Below are 25,985 nucleotides of genomic sequence, written 5' to 3' on the forward strand. Positions count from 1 at the left end.
TACAAAAGCGCGCGTTTGACTTTGTTTTTATATCCTAAAAACGATCACAGCTCTGGGTTGTCTTTTCGCCCAGGTCAGTTTCCCTTCACGGTCAATCTAAAGATTTTGGATTCCGCCGGTTCCAGTGATACCGTAAGCTCTCCAGACGTTTCCCCTTGTGAGCCTTCCCACAGATCCTGCAAGAGGTATACGGCATTGGTGTTTAGTCCGGCCCGCTCCAGCGAGATGGATTTAACCGCAGCTTGTTCAGCATCAAAATTGAAGACAGCGAGATAGAAACTCTTCTCTTCCGGCGATTCAAGGACAAACACATCAGAAGATAGTTTCCCAAAATCACCTTCAACTGGACGGAAGGTTTTGCCCATACGAGCAACGTTCAAAATATCCTTGTTGCCAAGCCACTCTCTTGCTCGTTCGGCAGCTTCCTCTTTACGGAAGTCATCTCCGAGTAGAAGCACCGTTCCGGCAATGACTGAAGCAGTCAGACGGCTACGTCCTTCATGCCAGCCGGTAGCTTCCTGGTTGAAGCTCTTGTATAACACCGAATGATCCGGATCATTGTAGCGATAGAGCGTATTGCTCATCCACCAACCGTGTGTCAGCGAGTTCAACATATATTCCGTATCCGCAAGTGTACCGAAGACATCACAGGAAATACGGCGGCTGTGGGCAAAGGCATATGGAAATAATGGAGCGATGGATAAGTTTATGAAAAATGGCCGTCCGATTACTTCTGGTGAGATCTTATGCTGCAAATAAGACATGCCATAGTGATAAGCCGCTATCCCTGTTGTAATATCCGAATTGTGGTGCTGTCCTTCCAACGAGCCATGTGCCAAGAAATCCAGTTTGATATATTCGAAACCTTCCGCGATGAATTTATCCGTGAACCAATCGATTCTTTGCAGGTTGCCAGGATGTGTCGGGTCTATCGCCAGACCACCGTCTACATCTGGCAGAATTTCGCCCTCACTGTCACGCAGCAGGATATCTGCATAGGTGTATTTGCCGTTCGTTCCTTCAACCGCCTGACCGAACTGATCTGGCCCTCCCCAGAAGGCAAATGGGGTCCAGTACGTTCCCGCTCTATGTCCATTTTGCCGCACCCGGTCTAGCGCGCTCTTCATCTCTTCCGGCGTAAAATTGTCCCAGAAAGCATCAAAGTTGATGTATAACGTTTCCTCATTCTCGAATCCAAGCGGCTGTACTTCATTTTTCAGAAAATCGCTGGTCGCTGTATACAGATCATAGTCCAGATCACTCATGGCCGCGGACCAGCTGTTCCATCCGATCGGAACACCGCCCTCCCAAGGTAATTGAGCCTCAATCCAGGCATTCGCCTGACCGTAGGCTTCAAGACCGTCACGGTAGTCTTCATAGAACCCGACGAATACCAATGGGGATTCAACTCTTTTTCCCTTCACATAACCATGAGGCTGGGAATCGCGAGTCAGTTCACTCACGGCACCGCCATACAGATCAAGTCCCTCGATATGTCCGCTTTTTTCGCTTTGCATACGAATCCCTGTTTTCCATACCTTATGCGTAAGGGAACCCATCACAATTCCCCGGCGGCTGTCGGGCGCAAACAAGGCTGTCGCCTCGTAACTCTCCACATCAAGCGGCGGCTTAACAACCGTATATCTGACCCATTTATCGTTGTCAAACGGGACACGCAGAATGCTTGGTTCATCCTGGCCGGATTCTCCACCGATAGATATGGTTTTGGATTGGATGACAGCCATACGATTCGCCTTAAGCTCTTCATCACCGACTATAGCGGTCTGCACCAGTACATACGGTGAGGATTCATACATATAGAAATGCTGCTCCAGTTGCGGCAGCAACGAGGCTCTATGCAGAACGACCAAGCGGATGCCTTTTCCAAATCCTTCTCGAACAATATCTTCCTGTGCCGTCAGCTCATGGTTCTGATAATGATCCGTGCTGTATTCCCGGCCCTGCCAGCGAAAAGAACTACGAATGCCCTTCACATGGGAAGAATGGTTGCCGATGAAGGACACTTCACCATTTTCAAGATTGATCTCCAGGCTCACGTGGCCATTTGTAACGCTTACAAGATTAACATTCTGTTGCTGCACTTGTACGGCTGTATCGCTAGTTAGCATCATATGCCTCCTTATTGTTGCATGCTGTGCCCTGAGCGGAGCTGATTATGCTCTCCTGCCCAAGTCTGCCCTCATTATAAAGACCGAATAGAGCATTTTCCATGCAACGATCTTCCGATCCATAACGCGATTTAACTCAACTTAATCTGGTAGGTACGTCCTGCAGATGTAGGGAAACTTATGATATTTGAATCGGTGTCCTCCGTTTTAACCACGTTGCCGTCAAGCGTTACCACAATTGGGTCTTCACTTCTAAGCACACAGTCCCGGCCCAGGTGTGAAGTGATGTGCGCTAATGCAAGTTGTCCGTTGTCCCATCGAATGCTGATCTCAAATCCGCCTCGGGCACGCAGGCCGGAAACATTGCCCTGCTGCCAAGCATCCGGCAATGCAGGTAGAAGTTCCATATAAGGACGGTGAGATTGCAGCAGCATCTCGGCTATCCCGGCAGAGGCCGCGAAGTTGCCGTCGATCTGAAACGGAGGATGTGCGCCCAGAAGATTCGGATATACACCGCCATGGTTATATTGTTCCGACGCTCCATCTCTCACCAGACGCAGCATGTTGGAGAGCAGATGCAGGGAACGATTTCCTTCCCCGAAACGACTCCAAAGCGCAACACGCCATCCCAGGCTCCAACCCGTGCTTTCGTCTCCCCGCCGCTCAAGGGAGGTTCTGGCGGCGACAAACAACTCTGGTGTCTCTTCGTCCGAAAGCTGTCGACCCGGATAAACGCCTACCAGATGCGAGGTATGCCGGTGGTAAATGTCTTCATCCTCATAGTCCTTCGACCACTCCTGCAATTGGCCATATTTCCCGACTTGCAGCGGCAGAAGACGATCACGAATGCTCACCAGTTCTTTTCTGAAATCCGGGTCTGTTCCAAGCATTTCTGAGGCTTCAATACAGTTAGTGAACAACTCCCAGATTAATGAGATATCCATCGTTGAACCCGGACTGACCGCTGCTACGCCTTCCGCTGTCCGGAATTTATGCTCCGGCGAAGTCGAAGGTGAGGTCACAAGGTTACCGCTACCATCGTCAATGAGCCAGTCCAGTGCGAACAGCGCAGCTTCCTTCATCACTGGATAAGCGGAATTTCGCAAATACGTCTCATCACCGCTGAAGGCATAATGCTCCCATAAATGCTGGGTCAGCCAAATACCTCCCATCGGCCAGAAGGCCCAGCTTGGATCACCGTCACCATAATTGCCCACTGGTGCCGTCTGTCCCCAGATATCCGTGTTATGATGCGTGGTCCAGCCGCGAGTGCCATAGTTAACCTGTGCGGTCTCAACGCCCTTCTTCGCCAAATTGCTGATCAAGTCCAGCAAGGGCTCATGGCATTCAGCCAGATTGCATATTTCAGCCGGCCAATAGTTCATCTCAGTATTAATATTCAGCGTGTAATTGCTGCTCCAGGGAGGACGAGTTACTGCATTCCATATGCCCTGAAGATTTGCAGCCTGCGTTCCAGGACGGGAGCTTGAGATCAGCAAGTAACGCCCATAATGAAAGAGAAGCTCCACAAGCCCCGGATCCTCCGCCCCATAGGTTGTAATCCGCTGTTCAGTGGACATCTGCTCCGGAGCAGGTGAATTCCCAAGCTGAAGCTTCACCCGATCGAATAGCAAACGGTAATCCGCAATATGTGAGTCAAGCAGGCTGTCATATGGCTTGGCTACCGCCTCATTCAGAAATGAACTTGCAGTGAAGGAAGCATCTTTTCCCTCGACTCCCGGAATGGCATCCATACCATTAAAACTTGTAGCCGCACTGAAATAAAAGGTTGCCGTTGTCGCACCCAATACATGAATTCCACTGCCATCTACCGTTACCTGTCCGTCCTCTGTCTTCACCGCTAGCTGGCCTTCAAAGACCATGCCCTTGTTATTTCCGGGATCACCGTATCGGATCGGCTCATCGCTCGCAACGTAGCTGGGATCGACATGCTCCGGGGCTATTCCTTCCAGAACAAAGCGGCCTTCCCTAACACTAATCGCATGCCGAAGCGGGCTATCCAGTGACGCATGTACATTCAGCGCACCTTCCGCACTTGCAGCCAGCCGCAGTACAAGTACCTGATCAGGATGCGACGCAAACATTTCACGGGTATAGATAACATGGCCAATCTGATATTCAAGGCTGTGCACTGCATTTTCTACATCCAGCGTCCGCTTGTAAGAATGGTGGATGTCCCCGTGTTCAAAGCGCAGGAGTAAATTCCCGAAAGGAAGATAGGACTGGGTGTACGGACCCAACATCTCTTTGGTCAGCGTGTCTGCTTCCGTATAACGTTCCTCCTGTAACAGCTTGCGAACCTTTGGTAGAGCGTCCTTTGCGCCAGGATTACTGCCGTTCTTCGGATAACCGGACCACAGTGTGTCCTCATTCAAGCTGATTTTCTCCTGCTCCACCCCACCAAAAATCATGCCGCCAAGACGGCCATTACCTATGGGAAGCCCTTCCGTCCATACATGTGCAGGTTTGTCATATTGAAGTTTCATGTGCACTCTCCCTCATGATTTCTCAATTTCTAGTCAGTTCCTCTGGAACATTAGTGAACGTATTATCCGCAATGTCAACCTCCCTGCAGGCGGTTGCATAGACTGCTTCTTCAACGCAAGATGACTTTCCTGTCTCGCTGGAGGAACATATTTTATTCGACTTGAAAACCAACCCACAAGTGGACTTGGCCCTTAGAATCGGGACATCACTACAAGTTTCGAAATGGTTATTCTGGATAACGATCTGTCGGTGAACGGGAGCGCTCTCATCAACCACCACATTCTCCGGGGATATGAATATCACGGGATGATCACTGCCGCCACATTCAATAAAATGGTTATCGGAGATCGTCACATCCTCTACCCTTCCTGACTCATACCAGGACTCGGCATCCACCGCAATCAAAATAGCGTTCATGGACATGCGTTCAAACGTATTCCCGGTAATCAGCACTTTCCGACGAGTCGTTACGAGTATTCCTCGTGTTGGCACTCGAGCAAAATGATTATTTGTAATTTCCACTTCTGGTGTCCAGGTTACATTCTCAATGACATCATGGCTGCCAATACCATCAGGTATTGGATGAGCAAGAGTCAGCAAGAGCTCACGAGCACTTAAACGCTCTACCGCAACCACATTGTTAGAAGCGTAGGTCGTCAACGAACCGGAACGGACAAATTCGATCTCATCACCAGGATAAAAGGCCGGAAGCCCATACGTCTGGGGATGCATGAATCGAACTTTCACGCGATCCACCGCCGGCTGATCTACAATTCGTAAATAGGTACCGTGGACATTGACAGGATCATCATGCGAACCGGAAAAATAGCTGTCTCTTACGGCTACCTTACCTCTGCAGCTGGAGATGTGCAGAAAATCCGCAAAACCGGCAACTGTACGTTCCGTTTCGGTGCGGGGAGCCAGGTTCATCCGTGAGAAAGTCAGATTTGTGCTGAACTGTCCAACAACACCGAGTCCGTGCAGGAAATGCAGACTCACGTCTCTCCACGTTATATCCGAGCATTCGGTCATAAAAGCTCCAACTTGATCACGAATGCCATCGCGGTTTTGTAGTACATGGCCAGGGACCACATCAGGTTGAAAATCAAAATGCAAACGGATGGTCATGGGCTCAAGTTCTTCCACAGATTGGGCCAACTCCAACCAATTGTCGATTCGCCAGGTTGTATTCCGCAATGGATCATAGGTTTGCATAGGACCTTCCGCAAAACTCCAGCCTTCACCGAGCCAGGTTAGCCTGTTGTCCCGAATGTGATAACGGGAATCGGGGTGAACCCGCGCATCGAAATAATGCCTTCCGCTGGAGATACTCGTCATCTCCGTCACCGTCGGCTGGTGATAGTCTGTACGCAGGTTGCGAATCTCTACATTGGTGCAATTATCCAACAAAAACAGGGTCTGTTTGCCGTGGAAAATAAACAGGGAGCCGTTGCCCTCCAGTGTTACATCATTCATTCCTTTAAGCAAAATAGCAATGGTCTTGGTTATGTCTGGGTTCTCTTCTTCACTCGTTGTATTGGAGATATAATAAGGAGCCCGAATCGCCTCTTCCGGGTAGAAATGATACCTGCCTCTCGCACAGTCCAGCACCACCGGACCAGGGATTTCAGCCGCCGCCTGAATGGCACGAGCCATAGCTGGCTGGGTGTCCAACTCAGAGTCTGGCACAGCGCCATAATCCGTCAGTCTTATCGTCGTGGAATTCGTGATATGTTCTTGTTCAGTCACAGGAATGTTGATCCCACCCTTCTTGGTATGTAACCTTCTGCCTAAATACAAGGAAAATCAGGTGCCGGTACATCATAGGCACCTGATTCCGATATCCCTGTTAATTACTTGCTTGTGTCATATGCTTTTTGCAAGATTTCCAGATAACGATCGAGCTTCAGGTTCTGTAAACCTTTCACATAAGCATCCCAGTCCTTATTCAAATCCTTGTTGCCTGTGATGAATTGCAATTCATTTTGCTCAATGTAGTTTCTGATATTGGTTTGCAGCAAGCTAGCTTCATCAATTTCGTTTGGATCAATCCAGACGGACCAGATCGGGAACAGCTCTTTGGGCTCATGCCCTTCGTACAACAGCGATGCATCATATAATCTGCGCTCATAACCATTGGATGCATAAATATCTGTGCCCTGTACAAAGGTATCACGATATTCTTTTGGCATATAGAAGTGAGCCATGCCGCTCCAGCCCGCATTACGTGGTGCCTCACCTTCAGCCATAGGAATTTGTTTTACTACAGGTTTAACGTCTTTACCCAGTGCCACATCACCATCCACCGGATCAGTCCAGTCAATCCCCTTCATACCGCTTGCACCGTTCGTTTGGCCTTCTGGTGTGAACATGTAGTCAACCATTTTGATCAGGGCAATCTGCGCTTCTTCACTTGCCTTGTTTGTGATTACAAATTTTGCTCCTGGAGATACACCGCCCGCATCATGCGTTGCATAGGACACACCCTGTGGTCCAGAAATCGGTGGCAGCGGGTTATAGTGCGCCGAACGAGTATTGCCTTCGTCAATGTTTACGAAGATCGCGGGATGCATAGCTGCACCGGCACCCAGAATTTCAGCGTCAGCATTCTCACCGATTTTCTTGAATGCTTCTGCGTTTTGTGTGAATGCACCAGGGTCAATCAGACCTGCATCAAAGAGGGACTTGATGTAAGTCAATCCTTCTTTCCATTCAGGTGTAATTGCCGCAGATTGAACTTTTCCATTTTCCATTTGCAGGTAGTTCCGGTCATCGTCATAGACAAATGCATTCATCAGGAAAGGAATAATTCGTACGCCAAACTCCTCTATGGAACCACTCAGCGGTACCTCATCTGCTTTGCCGTTTCCGTTCGGGTCCTGCGTTTTGAAAGCTTGCAGCACGTTTTTGAATTCTTCGGTCGTCTTTGGCATTTCCAGATTCAGCTTTTTCAGCCACTCGGTATTAATCCACATCTTGCTCGGATAGGAGCAGTGGAAACATTCTGTATACGCAACAAGTCCATAGATATTACCATCAGGCGCTGTATTAAGCGTTTTCAAATTAGGGTTTTTCTCCATGGCCGCTTTGATGTTGGGAGCGTATTGATCAATGAGATCGTTCAAAGGAACGAGCACACCCTGCTTGCCATACTTCAGCAGATCTGCTTGAGAGAATTGGTCTATATAGTGGGTCAGCAGATAGGCATCGGGATAGTCGCCGCTTGCAAGTGAGATTTGGCGCTTTTCCTTGGCTCCATCCGATGGATTGATCTCCCAATTGAATTTGATATTGAATTTGTCTTCCACAAATGCTGTAAATTTATTGGTCGGAATATCAATGCTGGAATCCTGAACCGCGAACACGCTGATATTCACCTTGCCGCCCTCTTCCGAGCTTCCCGGTTGTGCTGTAGATGAGCTGCCATTGGAACACCCGCTCATGACAACTGTGAATGCCACTACCAGCATCAATAACGTTACCATACTTTTCTTCAAATCTGATCACTCCCTTTTTGTAGTTTACCAGTTGAGACGATGGTACCTTGCGTATGAACTGTCTATATCTTCTTTCTCCATACACCGAATCTAAGGATCAACCCTTAACGGAGCCTACCAGCATCCCCTGTACAAAATGACGCTGTACAAATGGATAGATGACAAGTACAGGCAAAGTGGCAACCACAATTAACGAATATTTTAACAGTTCGGTAAGCTGCTGTCTTTCCACCATTTTCGCCACGTCCATGGCACCCGAACCGTTGTTTTGAATGATGATACTTCGCAAGATGAGTTGCAGCGGGAAAAGGTCTGCCGATTTGAGATAGATCAGAGCATCAAAGTACGCATTCCACTGCCCCACTGCATACATGAGAACCAGCACGGCGATAATCGGCTTCGATAATGGGAGTACAACACTCCAGATAAATCGCATATCACTACAGCCGTCAATTTCACTAGCTTCCAGAAGCTCCCCTGGAATAGAAGATTGAAAGAACGAACGAGCAATAATAACCTGCCATACCCAGATTGCATTCGGGATCAGTAACGCCCAGCGGGTATCAATCAGATGAAGCTGCTTCACCACCATATAAGTCGGAATCAGCCCTCCACTGAAAATCATGGTGAAGGTGATGATCATCATCAGGGTGTTTCTGCCGAAAAAAGTTTTGCGTGACAACGGATAGGCGATCATGATGGTCAACGCTACACTGATCAGCGTACCAGCGGCCGTATAGAAAATGGAGTTACCGTAGCCGATGAGAATTTCAGGTGTATTAAATAAAGCCTTGTAACCGTTGAAGGAAATATCTACAGGCCATAGCCATACCCGGCCGGAAGTTACTGCTGCCGGACTGCTAATTGAACTGCTGACGATAAATATCAGGGGGTAAATAACCACCAGCGCCACGAGACTGAGCAAAATGTAGATTGTAATCAGAAACGTTTTGTCGACGGCGGACTCTTTAATCTTGGTTTGAACGTTTGCAGCCATAGGTGAACTCCTTTCCTACCAAATGCTATTCTTAGTAACTCTCTTCGCCAAACCATTCACCGTAACCAGTAAGACCAGATTGATCAGTGAGTTGAACAGCCCTACGGCAGTTGCAAAGCTATAGTTGGCATTCAACAGGCCGACTCGGTAGACATAAGTTGCAATGATTTCAGAATTAGCCAGATTGAGCGGATTTTGTAGCAGGTAGACTTTCTCAAAGCCAATCGCCATGACATTTCCGACATTCAGGATCAAAATAATGACAATGGTTGGCACCAGCCCTGGCAGATCCACGTGACGGATTTTTTGAAAACGCGAGGCCCCATCAACTTTGGCCGCTTCGTACAATGTGGGATCGATTCCGGCAAGTGCTGCCAAATAAATTACCGCACTGTAGCCCGCAGTCTGCCAAATGTCGGACCAGACGTAAATTGAGCGGAACATGCCTGGCTCACCCAGAAAATTCACGGAATCCAACCCAAAGAAGTTCATGGCGATGTTCACAAATCCAAGCCGTGGTGCCAGGAACAGCATGATCATGGATACCATCACGACTGTTGAGATGAAGTAGGGTGCAAAGGATACGAGTTGGACGAATTTCTTGAACTTGGCTCCGCGCACCTCATTTATCATGAGTGCGAGCACAATCGGAATTGGAAATCCGGCCAACACTAAATAACCGCTAAGTAAAATGGTGTTCTTCACCAGGGTCCAAAATAATGGGTTCTCAAAGAACAGACGAAAGTTTTGAAAACCAACCCAATCACTTCCCCATATTCCCTTGATGACGTTATAGTCCTTAAAGGCAAGAACCGCATTGATCATCGGATAATACTTGAAGATGAGAAAAAATAGCAAGGGCGGAATCACCAGTAGATGTAACTGCCAGTGCTTCATCATTCTTTTGCGGGCATTGGTCAGAAAACCAGGTGCCTTCGGCTGTGTTGATGTCTTGTGATTTAATACGATTTCCTTCTCCAGAACAATCCCCCCTTACTAGCTGTCTGCGATGCGTAAATTTTGATAGCGCTTTCTTGATTCTGATCATAGTCGATTTTAATGTCCCATAAACAGGTACACCTGCGCCGTTAAACGTACAGTTATCCTGTTTTTGGGGGCACAAATCCGCAGTACGACAGCCATTTTTCCATTACGGGGGCGTATTCGTAAAAAAAGACCGTATTGTCCGGAACACGGACAACACAGCCTGTAGGTCTTCCTTTCATTTAATCGTCAACCGATTGTCTATACACACTGGGCGAAACGCCATTCAATCTCTTGAAGGCCCTCCTGAAGGAGTGAGAACTATTATAACCTACCCGTGACGCAATCTCATCCACTGTATAATTGCTCTCTTTTAACAAAATCACAGCCTGATCCATTCGGACTTTGATCAGGTGATCGGAGAAATTAACACCGGTAAACTCTTTGAATAATTGAGAAATGTATTTCTCGGGCCGCTCCACATGCTCTGCCACGCGATACAGAGTCAGCTCTGTATCGGAATACATTGTCGCAGTATATTCCTTAATCTGTTTGATGATTTGAATATGGGCATCCTTCTTCTTGTTTGCAATAACGGAGCACAGCTCTTCCATGATTTCATAAAACTCAGCTTTTATCGTTTCAAGCGGCTCCGAGGAACCAATATCAATGACACGCCGTTTCACATTCTCGATGGAGGCATATTCCGTAAACGCCTTTTGATCCAGCAACTTGAGAAAAGTCCCCTTCATTTCTCCAACAAGTTGATGCTTCATTTCCATGGACAACTCCCGCTGCTCCATGTTCTGCACGATGATTGCATCGACAATCCGTTTGGCCTCTTCAAGTTCTCCTGCACGAATCGTGCCAATCAGTCGCTGCTCCGAATCCAGCGGGTAATAATACGTTGTATTTTCGGTTTGGGCTTCATTGTTCCACATCATGCCTTTTTTGTTCATGTAAACTGCATACTCCAGCGCCTGATTGGCCTGATCAAAGGAAAGACTGACCTCTGTCAACGATGTGAAGAGATTTCCGAATCCTGACTGGATGGTGATCCTGTATTCATTAAACACATACTGTGCCAGATTCTCCATGATATGTGTGATATCTTCCTTTTCACGATCATTTCCGGAGTCAGTTTCCTTGGAAAAAAACAGGATGACCACTTTATCCGAGCCCATATCCGTCATCAGGACATCTACGCCCAGTTCAGCCAAAGCCTGCTTCAACAGAAGTCGGGAGGCATTCAATTCATTCAGGATCTCTACGCTGTCCATACTGGCATACCCCTTAATCTGGACAATTCCCGCATATCCCGTGCCTTGATACAAATTAATATCCGCCTGTTCGGCCGCGGAAAGAATCTCATCACGCGATTTGAATTCGCCGGAGATCAGCCGCTTCAGGAAGGCATCCCTGACCAGTGGGAGCTGGCGATTTAATTCGGATTCAAGCAGCTTGTTCTTGGTAAGCATATCAGCGATATTTCCACTCAAAAAGTCAAATTCATTTTTGGGAGCCGATTCATCCTTCCCAAACTGCTCTTTCATTACACTTAACAGTCGATTGATTGGAACGCTGTTGCGATAAGCCAGCACAAGTCCAACAATCAGTCCGATGAGCAGTGTGCCGCCTGTAATCAGCATCGTCATCCCCTTGATCCTGTTTGCATTCTCCATCAGGACATGACGGGGAATACCCGCCTGGTATACCCATCCGTTCTTATCGGATTTTGTAGTAATCACAAGATCATCCCCATAGAACTGGCTGACCCTACTTGGGTCAAAATGAGAGTCAGCGGCCATTCTTACCATCTCGGGCTCGGAGCTCCCTTGCAGCGCAATGGTATTGCCCTCCGCATCGCTGATATGAACCCAGCCACCGTATCGGTCATTCAGACTGGACAATGGACTAAGAATCATTTTCTCGTCAATAATTACAACGGCAACAGCCGGTGAAGAATCATTGAAGCTGTCCAGAGGCAATGACTGCATATATGTGATTACGGAAGTCTGCTTCCCCCTACTGACATAGGAACTAAGCGGTTTAATTTCACTCCGATGGGTCTTCCCCAACACGTCCTTCATCCATTCTTCTAACGAAAGATCGTTATAACGAAAATCAGCGTAATAGTGATTTGGTCTGTAAGAAGAACCCGGGGTCAAAATTAGATTGTAATTCGCAAGATAAATATAATAATTTTGCAGAAAATCATTGGTCTGTCCAAAGGTCAACACATTCTCCATCGTTCTCCATATCCCATATACGTTGGTTTCGTTGTCCCTTTCATTCATAAGAACGTTCAATTCCTGATTGACCGCAAGCTGTCGGGTGAAGCCCTCCACTTCCGCCATGCGGCCCTCCAATATTTCCTGGCTTTTCTGAAGTTGGGTAACACTATTCTCAATGGAAATGGACTGTGTTACGGAGATGGACGTCAGATAAGACATATAACCGCCAATGCTGGGTATCACCAAAATGATCACGTAGGAAATTAAAAATTTACGAAAAACATTGGAATATTTAATGGGTAACCCTCCTCCCCCTCCTTGAGGTATTGGTAGCGTTATCAAAGATAATAATATTTTCCGGGTTAGTCAATTGTTTTATCTCATTCTTCAATCATGTTTCATTCGGGAATGAATAAAAGGCAACGATCAAAAGACGATTATCATTGCTTTTTTAACATTTCCGAAGTTCTTTGGTTTGAGATGATAACTCCTTAACATTCAGAAAAAAGGGGCCGAGATGGCCCCCATTCCTAGTTCACATCATTTCTTCTTTGGTTCTTCCACCTCTGATCGGGCTTTTACAACCTGATCGACGGATGCTGCTTCAACATCGCCAAAGGCCCAGTGTGTGGAAGGAACGTCCTTCCACTGTGGCTGCGAAACGTTCGTGAGTGGTGCTCTGCCCAAAGCTCTGTTGATTGCTACAACGGCTTCCGCTCTTGTCAGTAAAGCATTCGGTCGAAAAGTTCCATCTTTATAGCCTTTCAGAATGCCTGCGCTTTGCGCTTTCAAAATGGCTTCCTTGGCCCAGTGACTACCGATATCCGAGAATCCATCGCCTGAATTCTCGGAAGCCGGACCAAGAAGGGACACAAGAGTGGCCATCTCCGCACGAGTCAATGACTGATTTGGCTTAAACGTGCCATCCTTGTAGCCATTCATCAGCCCCATCTTGCTTACCTTAGCAATAGCATCGGCTCCCCAATATTCAAATTTAACGTCACTGAATACAACAGCAGATCCCGTGGCTTCTTTCTCAGATACCAATGCGAGTATGGTTGCCATCTCTGCACGGGTGAGCTTGTTATCTGGCTTGAACAAACCGCCCGGATATCCTTGAATATACGCCTTGTACGGAATATCCTGACCATCATCCGTTCCTGTTGTCCCGTCAGTAGTTCCGGATTCAGGAGTTGGCGCTGGCACAGAAGGGTCTGAAGGCTGGATGACTGGAGTCGATGGTCCGCCTGGATTGGATGGACCACCTGGATTCGACGGATTCGACGGATTGGACGGATTCGTTGGTTCTCCGTTTCCGTTTCCAGTAGGGACAGTAAATTTCAGTTGATCGGCCAGCATAAGATCACCGGATTTCTTCACAACTTTGAGTGTATGCTGACCTTTTGCCAGTCCTGAGATGCTGTAAATCTCCTGCATCATTTGGCGACTCGGACTGTATGCGTTCACGGTTTGCTTCAGTTGTCCGTCGACATAAATATCTACTTCTCCCTGCTCCGGTCCAGTAGGTGTAATCAAGCTTATTCCGGTACCCTTGAAGGTGTACTCGAAGAAATCTCCATCCGCCGTCGTAGAATGTACGTCATTGAGATAATCACCGCCGAAGGAGAAACTGAGATTTAACGTTCCCACAGGCTGGGCAGCAAGATATGTTTTGCTCAGTGTAACGCGGTCGCCATTAACCGTATAATCAGTCCCTCGTGTCAGTTCATTGGAGCCGTTGGTAATGCCCTTAAAGCTTCCCGCCTGGATCAGCAGCGTGACATCGATGTCAGCCTGAGCAGAAGCTAATTTGTCAAAGCTCGCATTCACCGGATTAATCATATTCGGGAGCTCAACCTTGAGCATATCAAGCAGCATAAATCTACCCGATTTCTTGACGGCCTTCAGCGTGTGCTGCCCATCAGGCAAGCCCGATATGCTGTATAGATTCTGCTGTGCCAATCTTCCGTTGCGATACGCACTGACCGTTTCCTTGAATTGACCATCCACATAGATATCCATATCTCCCTGTGACTGGTCTACCTCCGTGAACAGTTGGATCCCTGTTCCTCTGAAGATATATTCAAAAGAATCACCATTCGTCTCGGTATACTGTACATCATCCTTATAGTCGCCCATGCCTCTACCAGTACTGCGGGACCATGAGCCATTGTATTTAATTGCCGGATCGTCGTTATTGATCAGGACATAACGAATGCCCGTTGTATCGCTAACTCGAACAGTAAGAGTTTGCGGATCACCAGCACTGAAATTGATAACGAAGTCTGTTGTTCCTACATGCAGTTGGGTGAGATATTCTTTCTTGATATTCAGTTTGTCATCGACCACCGTGTAGTCCTCTTCACTGAGCATTACTCCGTCATTTTCAATGCCAGTTAGTGTATTTCCGTTCAATGTGAGCGTGACAGTAATGTCCTTCTGTTGTTCTGTTGCCTTGTCAAAGTCAGCAGAAGCCGGACTAATGGTGCTGTTATGCTCTCCTGTAGGAATTTCCCTTGTTACTCTAAGCGCGTCCAGCAGCATATATTGGCCCGATTGTTTGACGACTTTCAAGGTATGCGAACCGTTAGTCAAACCAGCAGCGCTATACAGCACCTGCTGCACTTCTCGTTCATCACGGGTATAAGAGCTAACCGTTTTAGGCGTTCCATCGTCGAGTGCGACTATCATGTCTCCCTGTTCTTGGTCCTTCTCCGTCAGCAAATCGATACCTGTGCCCGTGAAGGTATATTCAAAATAATCGCCGTCATTCTCAGTAAAATGTACATCTTCCTTGTAATCCCCGAAATTTCTCCCGGAACTTGAACTCCATGAACCCGTGTATTGAATATTGCTGTCATCATCATTAATGTACACCACATCGGTAACGGCAGCAGCATCCACGGAAGCAGCATTTGCTACATTTTCTGCGTTCGCGATTGGGTCATCACCGGCTTCCAAGTCAGCTCCTTGCTGCGTATTCATATTGGATGGACCAGTGGTCGTCGAGGAATCCGTAATGGCGATGCTCAGATCCTGTCTGCCATCGATTTGCTCCTTGCCTCCATTACGCTTCCAATCCCCACTGTAGCGCATGCCCGTATCATCATCATTGACGGCTGATGTGCCGCTCAGTGCGGTTACCTTAAGCATCCGGGAAGCATGGGGTTCCAGTACGCCGCCACTGAATTCATGATTAAAATTCCCCAGTTCGGAATGGCTCCAGAGATCACGGACCGAAGCCGGACCTTCGAGGCCAATATCACTCCATTTCACTTTGACCTCGGCACTCCGATTGCCCAGATTGAACAGAGCTACGTTGTACGTACCATCTCCGTTATTCGCATACCATACCTGCTGTTTGGTGTCCATGGAAACGGGATGAGCTGGACGTCCGGCCTGATTGACCGCAATGACCTCATCATTCGTCAGAAGCTCCAGCCCATAGCTGTCCAGCCTGGTCAGATCATTACCTGTATAAAGCGGTGCTGAAGAGATTGCCCAGAACGTCGTCGCGGTCTTCCGCTCGTCTCTGGTCAGACCATCCATCGAGCCATTCCCGACATTCAGGGAGTCAAAATCATTCCAGCCTCCTGGGCCTGCATCACGCCACCAGAGGGCCGCTATAGGAAATAAGCGTGAAATACTCGACCACTCCGTTAAGCCCTTACTACTGTCGTAGGCCTCAATATCCCAGTCGACCCTCCAGCCGTTTGCATACTTTTTCCAGAAGTCCACGTAATTGTGGTCAAGCGCCCAGGAAAGCTCAAACCAGATGTTATTCCTGTCTAGCGCTTTGGACCACGCCTCCACATCTCCGCGTGCATCCCGGCTCAGGTTATTGATCCCTGATCCTGGCGTCACACTGTCGAATTTGACAAAGTTGATGCCCCACTCGCCAAGAAGATCCGCAATGGAGTCAATATATTTCTGTGCGCATGGGTTGGAAAAGTCGATTTTGTAAGTGTACGAGTCCCAAGCATCCATAACAACGAGCGGCTTTACTGCAATATCCTGCATACGACATGCCCCGCCCGTTCCATACACCTCAAGATTTTTTTTATAGGCGGTGATTGATAAACCCGGAATGAGATAGATCCCGATCTTCTGTCCGTTATTATGGACATAATCGATGACCTCCTGAAATCCATTTGGATAAAGAACAGTACTCGGAATAGGACGACCGTATTCATCTTCGTCACCGTTCCAGCCAGCATCAATATTAATGTATTCATATCCATGGGCCTGCAGCTTCTCGCGCATGGCATCCGATTGCTTCTTAATACTCTCAGCCGATGTCCAGTTGCCCGCCCCGTCATATACCTGCATGCTGTAACTGCTCCAACCCATATACGGCTTCTGGGCCAGACTCTTATCTGCTGCTTGTGCCACATTACCTGTCGTTCCCATAATTCCGAACTGCACCACCGCAATCATGAATACCATGAAACACATTGCCATCCTTTTTCCGATTCGTTTCAAATTATCCCTACCCCCTCTGAATTTGGTCATTCAAATCCCTGTTGATAGCGCTTCCATACGAGAAGAGAATAGTAGATGAAGGATGCTCAGGATAGGTACATTTCGGTATTTTACGTACAATTCACCTGAAATATAGGGGCAAACCGTCGCAGAACAAACATATTTCCATTAATGGATAAATAAACAAATAAAAACTTCATCTTTGCTCAAATTAAGGGAATGGGTTGAAGACAACCAGGATGAGCAATCACTCTAATCCGTAAACAAAGAAAAAAGGTTCCTAGAGTGGCAGTAATGCCATTCTAGGAACCTTTTTCGTATTACATATGATGCGGTCGAGAGGACTCGAACCTCCACGGGGGTTAGCCCACACGGACCTGAACCGTGCGCGTCTGCCAATTCCGCCACGACCGCGTATGTTGTATCTCCGAGAAATTACATCGCGGCGACAAGAAATAATATATCATGTGCAGGTAATTAGTGTCAACAAAAAAATATTCCTTATTTAATATGTAAAGCTGTACTCATCCATCATTTCATGCAAAACAAAAAACTAAGGCCAATACAATTGATGATAAAAAACTGTCTGAATGAATTATATGTTGGAAGGCCAGTTCCGTACCAGGCCTACCCACCTCCTCTTTAAGGTTTTAGGAAGCTGGAATCCTGCATTTGAAACAGTAGTTACTTTTTTGTCATCTATCAAAACTCAACATTCGAGTTATTTCTACATAAATAGCGATAATTCCGTTAACATTGAGATGATAAGAAGTGTTCAAGAACGGTTTGACATTTTCGCATTTATGCAATATAGTTTCAAAAGGTTACAAAAACTTAATTATTCATTTGCCGAGTTTCATGTTTGAAAACGGGGGAACCATTTTGGGTGAATTATTCTTATACATAGGAAATATAGGGAACCTTCTACCGAACCCTTAGCTAACTCCGTAGGCATCGAAGGGAGAACAAAAATTTTGAAAAAGCTTATCATCTCCATTTTTGGAGCAGCAGTATTATTTACATCTGGTGCAGCAAGCACAGAGGCAAGCAGTATTAACACCGTCGTTAACAACATGACAGGCATACCTTACAAATGGGGTGGTACTACACTCGCCGGGTTTGATTGCTCTGGATTTATGAGATATATTTTCAACAAATATAGCATTGAATTACCACGCACTTCCCAGCAACAAGCTAAGGCCGGAACGCCGGTATCCAAAGCTAATCTGCGTACGGGTGACCTGGTATTCTTTAATACGATGGGCAGTGGCATTTCACATACAGGTGTATATATCGGGGGCGGACAGTTCGCTCATGCTTCAAGCAGCAAGGGTGTCAGCATCACTCAATTATCTAATCCTTACTTCAACGATCGTTACGTAACAGCACGCCGGGTAACAGGACAGTTTATGTATAACAAAATGCTGGGCAAAATATAAGTTAACACGAAAAGGCTTCGGTTATAACCGGAGCCTTTTCTTTGTCTATCTTTGTCTACATTAATATTGATTTTCTAGAGGTACACAAGGTCATCATCCGTCTTAACCAAAGCTTTTAATGTAAAGCCTTCTGTACTCTCATTGCACCCTGAGACAACGCATGGCCTCCGCCAACTGCTCCAGCCACAGCAACCGTCTCCATAATCTCTTGATCGGTCGCTCCTTTGGCACGCGCTTCTTCCACATGGTAAAACGTACATACCTCATTGTTTGCAAACAGTCCAATGCCCAGCGCAATCAGCTGTTTGGTCTTGGCATCAATCGCCCCTGCCTGAAAGCACTCTCCAGTGAACTCATGATAAGACTTCACCACAGCTGGCAGCACGTCGCTTAATTCACCAATCTGATCTTTATAGGCATGAACCTTATCATTCATCAGTGTCATGGTTACCGCACATCCTCTCGGCTGATATGTTACAAGCTCTCACTGTACCTATCTTCTCTCCCGAGAGGTGCAATTATGCCAAAACATCCATGGTAAATGAACCTAAAAACGCATGTCCTATTCTTCGAGCGGGCTCTTACGTGGTTCGCTGAACAACTGATACTGATAATTCCGATCAAGCTTAACCACACGACGATTCTGACGGCGAATGAGCACCTGCTCCCCGTCCCAGGCCACTACAATGCCTGTCACATCATTGGACTGAATCTCGTCCCGTACTACTCTTACTTTTTCACCCGATAAACGCAGTGCATCCAATTCTGCATCACTGATCATATTTATGGCGCCTACTTTCCCAAAAAAATTATTTACAAAAAGAGACCTAAATGAAAAGTCATTTAGGTCTCACGTGACTGTATTGGACTGTCATGTCATTCGAAATATGTCCCGACTGAAAGTTACCGCTGCGCGTGCTCTTTGCTGTCGTTCTTCTCAAACCAAAAATCAAGCACTTTGGCGGACATCACACGTTCTTCAAGGTACTCCACTTGATGCGGTGTAAATTGTTCTTTCCAAGAGAAGGACAACTCTTCGCACAAGCCTACAATCGTCAGCAATTCTGACCAAGCAACGTAGCGTTTGTACCAGAAAAATTGAGGATGTTCAATCATATAGGGATAAAGGTCATCGAATTCCGTATGTTTACAATCCAGGGCACGCTCAAAATGTACTTTCGATTCCGCCAGCTTATCAATAAAAAATTGTTCTGTTGCCGGTTGGTTACCCATGGTGTTGCCTCCTCTCCCTAACATAACCCCATTATAAATGAAATCAGCGGTCATGCAAAGGCATTGTTATAAAAATAGGCACTTTTTCCTTTAAAAAGTCACAATTCGTTATCGTCGAATTGTACAGTGCCATCGTTCAATGAACGAATGCGCACCAACGCTTCAACCGGGATGCCCTGCTCACGAATAGTGCGCGCTCCGGCCTGAAAACATTTTTCGACCACGACACCGAATCCGACCAGTTCCGCACCCGAACGTTCGATAATTTTGATGACACCACGAGCGGCATCGCCATTTGCAATGATATCGTCAATAAACAAAATACGGTCATTCTCATGAATATATTCACGGGACACCATAATATCCGTTACGATCCCTTTGGTAAAAGAAGGCACTCTTTCACAGTAAGCGTCGGGGTCAGCCAAAAGTGTTTTTTTGCGCCGGGCAAATACCAGTGGAACACCCAGTTCATGTGCAGCAGCAAAAGCGACCGGAATCCCGGAAGACTCCACTGTAATGACCCGGGTTACACCACTTTCACGAAAACGAGCGGCAAATTCTCGTCCCATTTCCATCGTCAGCGCAGGGTCAATCTGGTGATTCAGTAGACCATCCAGCTTCAGCACCTGATCTGACATGACTACACCTTCTTGTAAAATTCGTTGTTTCAATACTTCCATTATTTGACCTCCCAAGCCTATCCTATGACGTAAAAGTATCATAGATCCGGCTCTCAGTTCAAGCGAAATTGCCTTTGCTCTTGTTCAGAGCATGTTAAATGACCCTTTGCCACACTTCAATTGTCATGACTTTGACGGGTCAAGCATACCTTGTACCATGGCACCCGCATGTCCAAACTATTCAGGGGCCTGAGAGGGGAAACGCATGAAACAGGCATTTCGGGTGCTGCAGATCGCATTTACATACATTGGAACGGTAGTAGGAGCCGGCTTTGCAACAGGGCAAGAGATATTGCAGTTCTTTACCCAGTATGGCAAATGGGCCACCATTACCATTGGCTTATCGACCATGCTCTTTGTCTGGTTAGGTACAAAAATGATGCTGATTGCCCATGATACCGGCTCGCGCTCTTACGAAGATCTCAACAAGCATCTATTCGGTCATAAAGCAGGAAACTGGATTACATGGGTTACCCTTGTGATACTCATTGGAGTAAACAGTGTCATGCTGGCCGGAGCAGGGTCGGTCTTTGTAGAGCATCTGGGACTTCATTACCAGACCGGACTGATTGTTACCCTTATCGGTACTTATCTGCTGCTTGGACGGGGTATTCAGGCTATTCTACAGATGAACAGTATCGTGGTGCCTATGATGCTCCTGCTCTCTCTGCTTATGATCACCAGCACCATACATCATCCCGGCGCAAACCGATTTATTACATTAACCACTGACAGCAATCCAATCCAGGTCTGGTTATCTCCTCTTTTGTATACTTCATTCAACCTGGCACTTGCCCAAGCAGTGCTCGTTCCGGTGGGGAATCAGATTCGCAGCCGAAAGGTACTCAAATGGGGCGGCGTTCTGGGCGGGATTGGTGTAGGATTCATGCTTATGGCAGCCCACTTCGCCATGTCAGCCCAGATGCCTGGCATCACACAATTTGAAATTCCGATGGGCAGCATTGCCTTTCAACTTGGATGGGTAGTCCAGTCTATCTATGTATCCCTGATTTTTATGGAAATCTTCAGTACATTTGTAGCCGATATTTATGGAATGACCCTCCAACTCAGACAGCATGTCCACGTACATCCCAAACTAATCATACTGGCCATCATGCTGCTATGTTATTTGCTCAGCCAGTTTGGATTCAGTTCCCTGCTCTCTATCCTTTACCCCATTTTCGGCAGTTTGGCACTAATCTGGGGTGCAAAATTAGTAATGGATCGATGGGGAAGCTTTCGAGGTCGTAACAAACACCTATAACAACGTATTTTTGTTGCGAAACATCATTTCCCTAAATATAAAAAAGCCGCTGTTCATACAGCGGCTTCCTTCTTTTCCCTTTCCAGAAGTTAGAACTGGCTCGGAAATTGCAAATACATTTTTTTCAGTTCATTGACCGATCTGCCCAAAGAGTAATGGGTTTTGGCCTTCTCACAGGCCGAACGAGCGAGCTCATAACGGTACGCCGGGTCAACCATCACCTTCTCCAGCGCTTCTGCCAGTGCAGATGGATCTTCTGAAGGCACCAGCAAGCCGTTACTGCCGTTCTCGATCTGCTCTGGTATGCCGCCAACATCTGTACCTACAAGAGCAAGACAGCTAAGCGCTGCTTCCGCGAAAACAGATCCGAATGCCTCCGCCCGCGAAGGAAGTACAAAGATATCAAAAAATGGCATGAATTCCTCCGGGTGCAGCGTGTAACCATAAAAAATAGTCTCATTATAAATGCCCAGCCGCTGGGCTAATTCTTCCAAATCTGGACGGATCGGTCCGTCCCCGATAATATGAAGCACATAATCATGTCCCCGCGCTTTCAACTCGGCACAGGCTTTGAACAGAATATCCAGCCCTTTCGCCGGAACCAGACGGCATACGGTGACCAGCTGTGGTATTGCATTCTCATGGGGAATTGGCTTAAACCTTTTCTCATCAAAACCATTCGGAATCACACCGATAACATCGGGATGCTGTACATGAGGCGCCAGATAACGACGGAAAGAATCCGATACCGTTAATAACCGCTCTGCCTGGTACTCCAGTTCACCATAGATGGCCAGCAGGAATTGATGCTCTGGTCCGTTTGGCTCAATGCGTCCATTCAGTATCAGCTCTCGCTCATAACTGGAGTGGATGGTTTGAATGAGAGGAACATCCGGGAAAACCTTCTTCATTGCAAGCCCCGCAATAGGGTGATGGGCATGAATCAGATCGTAAGGCTTCTGAATACGCAGCTTGGTCCACCACAAATAATCCCGGTAGGTTTGCATATATTTTTGCACGACAGGACTATCCTGATACGCAGTCCAATCGAACGTCTCAAACTGGATATCTTCCCTGCCCTTGTTGCGAATTCGCTTAGGCAACGAGAATAGATCCATCTCCCACCTCGGGGTTGTAAACCTCTCTTGCATATACGGAATCATAGAGGATACACCTCCGGGCTGCTCCGGAGGAAAGAAAAGCGCCTGCAGCAATCTCACCGTTAGTTTCCCCCTTTCTAGCATAAATCTTTTCATTACATCTTCAATCATGATATATCAGAACATATGTTCAGTAAAGGTACAAAATGAGATTCCTTATCACTCGCTCATTTACAGCCGAATACTAGAATTCATTTCAATATCAATTGTACCATGTTGCATCTGACGCTGACGACATTACGAATACTGTTAGGTACTGGGGAATTCCACTTGAAATAATCGCTCTCTGGCTGCCTTTATTCTACTATACGTTATCTTTTTCATCTTGTTTGAGCGTAAGCCCTTACTCTGGAGTCGTATATACAACATATTCAGAAGATGCTCGGCTAAGAAGCGGATGTATGGATTGAAAGTTAAACCTCTTTGCCCATATGCAAATGAAAGCCGGTGAGCAGTGGTAGCTCCCGGCTTTTGAATGCACACGATATGTTGCATACAGTGTTATACAGACAGATGTGTGACCGCCTTCTCATACGTACTGAAGCCGTCTGTCTCTCCTACAAAAGTATAGTCATTACGCACATAGAATGCGTTCAATGTTGCGTTCTCGGCTCCACAATCCAATCGGACGATATGTTTGTCCTCAAACTGTATCCCGCTGCTGGACCATTGCAAAATCGCCCTTCCCAATCCACTCTGGGCATACTTTCTGCGAATGGCTAATCGGTGCAAATAAAGTGCGCCATCCCCAGCATGCGCTTTGCTTCCCCACAAATGCACATCCCATGCACTTGGCTGGCTCATCAAAATAACCATGCCAGCTACGTCAGAACCCTTTTTAAATACAAATACGTCGCCACGCTGAATAGCCTCCGCCGTATTATGAGAATCCTCACCTTTTAACAACGCATTCCATTGAGAAGACCCCTGGCTCCGCAGCCATTCGGCTGTTTCCATAAGCAGAGACATCACATCCTCCGTGTCTTCCGGCTGAGCCTGCAATGCCTTAAATTCATCATTAATGTAGTCTGTTGTGATACTGAATGAGTGCTTCATGATTCTCCTCCACTTCCAGGTCTCTCTTAAACTAATGGTACTATACCGGGAAATGGCTTTTTCGTCAAAAAGAAAACAAAAAAGGCAAGAGGCTGTGCCTCTTACCCTTCAATCTTCGCTTCATCAATAATTTGATTTCGGTATAACATCGTCAGATGTAATGTATCAAACTCAAGCTCTTTGTCCAGCTCTCGCATCAGAACTTCAACCAAACTCTTTCGCTGAACACTTGTGCCGGGAACCTGATAATCGATATAACCTGACAAATCTGCTTGTGAGGTATCAATCGTTGCTGTACCTACAGGTAACCCTCCGCGTTCTTGTAGGAAAAGTTCATATACCCGAAACTCCCGATCTTTGCGTACCAACATGACATAACAAGCTTCTTCAGCAGCTTCAATCTCTTCGAGATCTTCTTCGGACGCTATCTGATCATCATCCGCAAAATCTCGGTGTACCCATTCCGCAGATTCCAGCTCCTGCCCTTGATGCCACATGCGGATCGTAATCGTATCGATGATTTCTTCATCCAGCTCTCGTACCAGCAGCTCGGCAGCCGCATCCTGATAATTCTCTGCTGGTTCATCATACCAGTGGATCTCACCCTGTACATCTGCACCATATTGTTTCAGAGAGGCTTCGGCCAGTTCCTGTCCATTGGCGTCATTAAATACATAGGTGGAAATGCTGCGTCCGGCGCTTACAAGCTCCATCTCAAGCAAATGTTCGGGGTCTTCATATGTAAATGATTCGGCTTGTGAGCCAGGAATGACGTGTACTTCATTTACATCAGCTCGACCATTCTGTCCATCGTGATTATACGTATCTTCAGACCGTGACGACTGAATGAACACATCCGTTTGAGACTCTGGCTTCTGTAACACAGAATACAGTGTACCGCAGCTTACAAGCACTTCATATTCAGCAGCACTTACCGCATCCGCGAGAGAACGAATATATTCGTGCACCTGCTCAACTATATACTGTTCTGTCTCGTCAGGTAGCGAATTTTGCTCAATCTGAAGGCTGCCGGATACCCGATCCCCTTCCCTGAACACGAGCAGCAATGAACCCGCATATTGACCGTCCACCATAATATCCAACACTTCGCCGCCTGATGTACGAAGATCAGGAATCAGCTCTACTTTCAGTTCCATGCACCTGTCCTCCTCGGTTCCTAACGTTATTCTATTAGGTTACCCTTGAGAGCGACAGTTTATAAGATACAACGATATTCAGATTTTAAGAGCGAACTATTAGACGGACAACACATATTTTTGGATAGCGTGGGCCACACCCTGATCGTTGTTGGAAAGTGTAACCTCATCCGCAGCAGCCTTAACTTCCTCCGGGGAATTGTCCATCGCCACCCCTTTGCCTGCAAAGGTCAACATGGTGATGTCATTATAATAGTTACCTACCGCCATGATCTCGGAAGGCAGGATTCCTTTTGCTTCGGCCAGTCTTTTTAGAGCTGCACCTTTGGAGGCTTCGGGATGCATCAGATCAATGAAAAAATCACCGCTACGCGTCATATAATATGGAAGATTCCAGGTCGACCACTCCTGCTGCACTGCGTTCATTTGCTCAATCGGTCCAAACGCAGTGAATTTCGCAAGCGGCTCTGTCATATCCGCCCATTGCGGCAACTTTAATGGCTCTGCCATAAAGTTTTGATACATCTCGCGTACCTGCAACTCCAAACCTTCCGGCTGATCCACATAGAGTCCGAACGCTGTGTTGATATCAAAATGCACACCTTGCGTGCGGCAGTAAGTTATGAAAGGCTCCAACCCCTGTCCATCCATGGCAAAATGATGCACCACTTCACGAGTCTGAACCTGTGCAGTTACCGCTCCATTATGTGTAATGACATATCCGTCAAGTCCCATCTGCTCCATAAACGGGATCGTGTTCGCAGGACCTCTGCCTGAACACAGGACAATCTCAGCTCCCTGACGGGAAGCACGAATTAAGGTCTCTTGCGTCATTTCGGTGAGTTCATGATGATCATTAAGCAGCGTTCCATCGACATCCAGTGCTATTAATTTAATTGTCATTGTCTTCATTCCTTATCTGTAAAAGAGTCGCACCCACCCAAACCCTCCCTTCCGAGGGAGGGCCCCAGAGGGCTCTGCCCTCTGAACTCCCGTCTCGTTTACCGGCGGCAGGTAGGAGCTTGCTATGTGACGGTCGGTGTGGGAACGCTTGGTTGCCGGGTCTGCCGCTTAACAGCGGCGGTCCCGCCCAAGCTCAAGCGGGACCATTACGGGCAGGGCTTCGCCTCCTGCCCGGGCTCCCTGCTCCGCTTCGCGAAGGACG

Annotated in this window: 18 protein-coding genes, 1 tRNA gene and 1 riboswitch; of the genes, 2 read left to right on the forward strand and 17 right to left on the reverse strand. The window is 47.1% G+C overall.

The window, feature by feature from the left end:
• Window positions 1-74 precede the first annotated feature (74 nt).
• The 9 genes from CS562_RS02995 to CS562_RS03035 form a co-directional block, all read right to left on the reverse strand.
• The gene (locus CS562_RS02995; RefSeq protein ID WP_306553578.1) at window positions 75-2,129 is read right to left on the reverse strand and encodes an alpha-galactosidase; all 2,055 of its coding nucleotides are present in this window, start codon (window positions 2,127-2,129) and stop codon (window positions 75-77) included.
• Between the two features lie 131 nt (window positions 2,130-2,260).
• A complete protein-coding gene (locus tag CS562_RS03000; protein WP_099853516.1) occupies window positions 2,261-4,636 on the reverse strand; it encodes a glycoside hydrolase family 95 protein in 2,376 nt (791 codons plus the stop codon).
• 22 nt (window positions 4,637-4,658) lie between these two features.
• Window positions 4,659-6,386, reverse strand: coding sequence for a right-handed parallel beta-helix repeat-containing protein (locus CS562_RS03005; protein ID WP_257219330.1), 1,728 nt, complete (start codon window positions 6,384-6,386; stop codon window positions 4,659-4,661).
• A gap of 104 nt (window positions 6,387-6,490) precedes the next feature.
• Entirely contained in the window at window positions 6,491-8,134 is a 1,644-nt protein-coding gene (locus CS562_RS03010; RefSeq protein WP_076289383.1) for an extracellular solute-binding protein, read from the reverse strand.
• Between the two features lie 97 nt (window positions 8,135-8,231).
• Entirely contained in the window at window positions 8,232-9,131 is a 900-nt protein-coding gene (locus tag CS562_RS03015) for a carbohydrate ABC transporter permease (RefSeq protein ID WP_076289382.1), read from the reverse strand.
• A 15-nt stretch (window positions 9,132-9,146) separates the two neighbouring features.
• Entirely contained in the window at window positions 9,147-10,001 is an 855-nt protein-coding gene (locus CS562_RS03020; protein WP_024629272.1) for an ABC transporter permease, read from the reverse strand.
• Between the two features lie 356 nt (window positions 10,002-10,357).
• Entirely contained in the window at window positions 10,358-12,568 is a 2,211-nt protein-coding gene (locus CS562_RS03025; protein WP_099853518.1) for a helix-turn-helix domain-containing protein, read from the reverse strand.
• Between the two features lie 321 nt (window positions 12,569-12,889).
• On the reverse strand, window positions 12,890-16,831 hold the full coding sequence (locus CS562_RS03030) for a X2-like carbohydrate binding domain-containing protein (protein WP_099853520.1): 3,942 nt from the start codon (window positions 16,829-16,831) through the stop codon (window positions 12,890-12,892).
• 330 nt (window positions 16,832-17,161) lie between these two features.
• Window positions 17,162-17,245, reverse strand: a tRNA-Leu gene (locus tag CS562_RS03035).
• Between the two features lie 423 nt (window positions 17,246-17,668).
• Window positions 17,669-17,800: riboswitch (cyclic di-AMP (ydaO/yuaA leader) on the forward strand.
• Window positions 17,801-17,805: 5 nt separating this feature from the next.
• Between CS562_RS03035 and CS562_RS03040 the strand changes: the two genes are divergently transcribed.
• The gene (locus CS562_RS03040) at window positions 17,806-18,270 is read left to right on the forward strand and encodes a C40 family peptidase (protein WP_076289380.1); all 465 of its coding nucleotides are present in this window, start codon (window positions 17,806-17,808) and stop codon (window positions 18,268-18,270) included.
• A 115-nt stretch (window positions 18,271-18,385) separates the two neighbouring features.
• Here CS562_RS03040 and CS562_RS03045 read toward each other — a convergent pair whose 3' ends face one another.
• The 4 genes from CS562_RS03045 to CS562_RS03060 all read right to left on the reverse strand — a co-directional run bounded on the left by CS562_RS03045 (window position 18,386) and on the right by CS562_RS03060 (window position 20,183).
• Window positions 18,386-18,715: a carboxymuconolactone decarboxylase family protein gene (locus tag CS562_RS03045; protein ID WP_062322073.1), complete on the reverse strand. Its 330-nt coding sequence runs from the start codon at window positions 18,713-18,715 to the stop codon at window positions 18,386-18,388.
• A gap of 117 nt (window positions 18,716-18,832) precedes the next feature.
• Entirely contained in the window at window positions 18,833-19,051 is a 219-nt protein-coding gene (locus CS562_RS03050; protein WP_076289379.1) for a hypothetical protein, read from the reverse strand.
• A 122-nt stretch (window positions 19,052-19,173) separates the two neighbouring features.
• Window positions 19,174-19,503, reverse strand: coding sequence for a hypothetical protein (locus CS562_RS03055; RefSeq protein WP_024629266.1), 330 nt, complete (start codon window positions 19,501-19,503; stop codon window positions 19,174-19,176).
• Between the two features lie 98 nt (window positions 19,504-19,601).
• The gene (locus CS562_RS03060; RefSeq protein WP_063564778.1) at window positions 19,602-20,183 is read right to left on the reverse strand and encodes a xanthine phosphoribosyltransferase; all 582 of its coding nucleotides are present in this window, start codon (window positions 20,181-20,183) and stop codon (window positions 19,602-19,604) included.
• A 205-nt stretch (window positions 20,184-20,388) separates the two neighbouring features.
• On the opposite strand from CS562_RS03060, the gene CS562_RS03065 reads away from it, so the two are divergent.
• The gene (locus CS562_RS03065; RefSeq protein ID WP_099853522.1) at window positions 20,389-21,447 is read left to right on the forward strand and encodes a YkvI family membrane protein; all 1,059 of its coding nucleotides are present in this window, start codon (window positions 20,389-20,391) and stop codon (window positions 21,445-21,447) included.
• 89 nt (window positions 21,448-21,536) lie between these two features.
• Here the strand turns inward: CS562_RS03065 and CS562_RS03070 are convergent, their stop codons facing one another.
• The 4 genes from CS562_RS03070 to CS562_RS03085 all read right to left on the reverse strand — a co-directional run bounded on the left by CS562_RS03070 (window position 21,537) and on the right by CS562_RS03085 (window position 25,723).
• On the reverse strand, window positions 21,537-22,667 hold the full coding sequence (locus CS562_RS03070) for a glycosyltransferase family 4 protein (protein ID WP_076289377.1): 1,131 nt from the start codon (window positions 22,665-22,667) through the stop codon (window positions 21,537-21,539).
• 441 nt (window positions 22,668-23,108) lie between these two features.
• A complete protein-coding gene (locus CS562_RS03075; protein WP_099853524.1) occupies window positions 23,109-23,663 on the reverse strand; it encodes a GNAT family N-acetyltransferase in 555 nt (184 codons plus the stop codon).
• Window positions 23,664-23,764: 101 nt separating this feature from the next.
• A complete protein-coding gene (locus tag CS562_RS03080; protein WP_099853526.1) occupies window positions 23,765-24,820 on the reverse strand; it encodes a hypothetical protein in 1,056 nt (351 codons plus the stop codon).
• Window positions 24,821-24,919: 99 nt separating this feature from the next.
• Complete coding sequence (locus tag CS562_RS03085) at window positions 24,920-25,723, reverse strand: Cof-type HAD-IIB family hydrolase (RefSeq protein WP_099853719.1); 804 nt, start codon at window positions 25,721-25,723, stop codon at window positions 24,920-24,922.
• Window positions 25,724-25,985 lie beyond the last annotated feature (262 nt).

Origin of the sequence: Paenibacillus sp. LK1 (assembly GCF_002750415.1) — a bacterium.
GTDB classification, from domain to species: Bacteria; Bacillota; Bacilli; order Paenibacillales; family Paenibacillaceae; genus Paenibacillus; species Paenibacillus taichungensis.

Coding starts and splice junctions, on each gene's coding strand:
- CS562_RS02995 (WP_306553578.1), bottom strand. CDS start 2,129: ATGCTAACTAGCGATACAGCCGTACAAGTGCAGCAACAGAATGTTAAT.
- CS562_RS03000 (WP_099853516.1), bottom strand. CDS start 4,636: ATGAAACTTCAATATGACAAACCTGCACATGTATGGACGGAAGGGCTT.
- CS562_RS03015 (WP_076289382.1), bottom strand. CDS start 9,131: ATGGCTGCAAACGTTCAAACCAAGATTAAAGAGTCCGCCGTCGACAAA.
- CS562_RS03025 (WP_099853518.1), bottom strand. CDS start 12,568: ATGTCTTATCTGACGTCCATCTCCGTAACACAGTCCATTTCCATTGAG.
- CS562_RS03045 (WP_062322073.1), bottom strand. CDS start 18,715: ATGACACTGATGAATGATAAGGTTCATGCCTATAAAGATCAGATTGGT.
- CS562_RS03050 (WP_076289379.1), bottom strand. CDS start 19,051: ATGATCAGTGATGCAGAATTGGATGCACTGCGTTTATCGGGTGAAAAA.
- CS562_RS03055 (WP_024629266.1), bottom strand. CDS start 19,503: ATGGGTAACCAACCGGCAACAGAACAATTTTTTATTGATAAGCTGGCG.
- CS562_RS03060 (WP_063564778.1), bottom strand. CDS start 20,183: ATGGAAGTATTGAAACAACGAATTTTACAAGAAGGTGTAGTCATGTCA.
- CS562_RS03065 (WP_099853522.1), top strand. CDS start 20,389: ATGAAACAGGCATTTCGGGTGCTGCAGATCGCATTTACATACATTGGA.
- CS562_RS03075 (WP_099853524.1), bottom strand. CDS start 23,663: ATGAAGCACTCATTCAGTATCACAACAGACTACATTAATGATGAATTT.
- CS562_RS03080 (WP_099853526.1), bottom strand. CDS start 24,820: ATGGAACTGAAAGTAGAGCTGATTCCTGATCTTCGTACATCAGGCGGC.
- CS562_RS03085 (WP_099853719.1), bottom strand. CDS start 25,723: ATGACAATTAAATTAATAGCACTGGATGTCGATGGAACGCTGCTTAAT.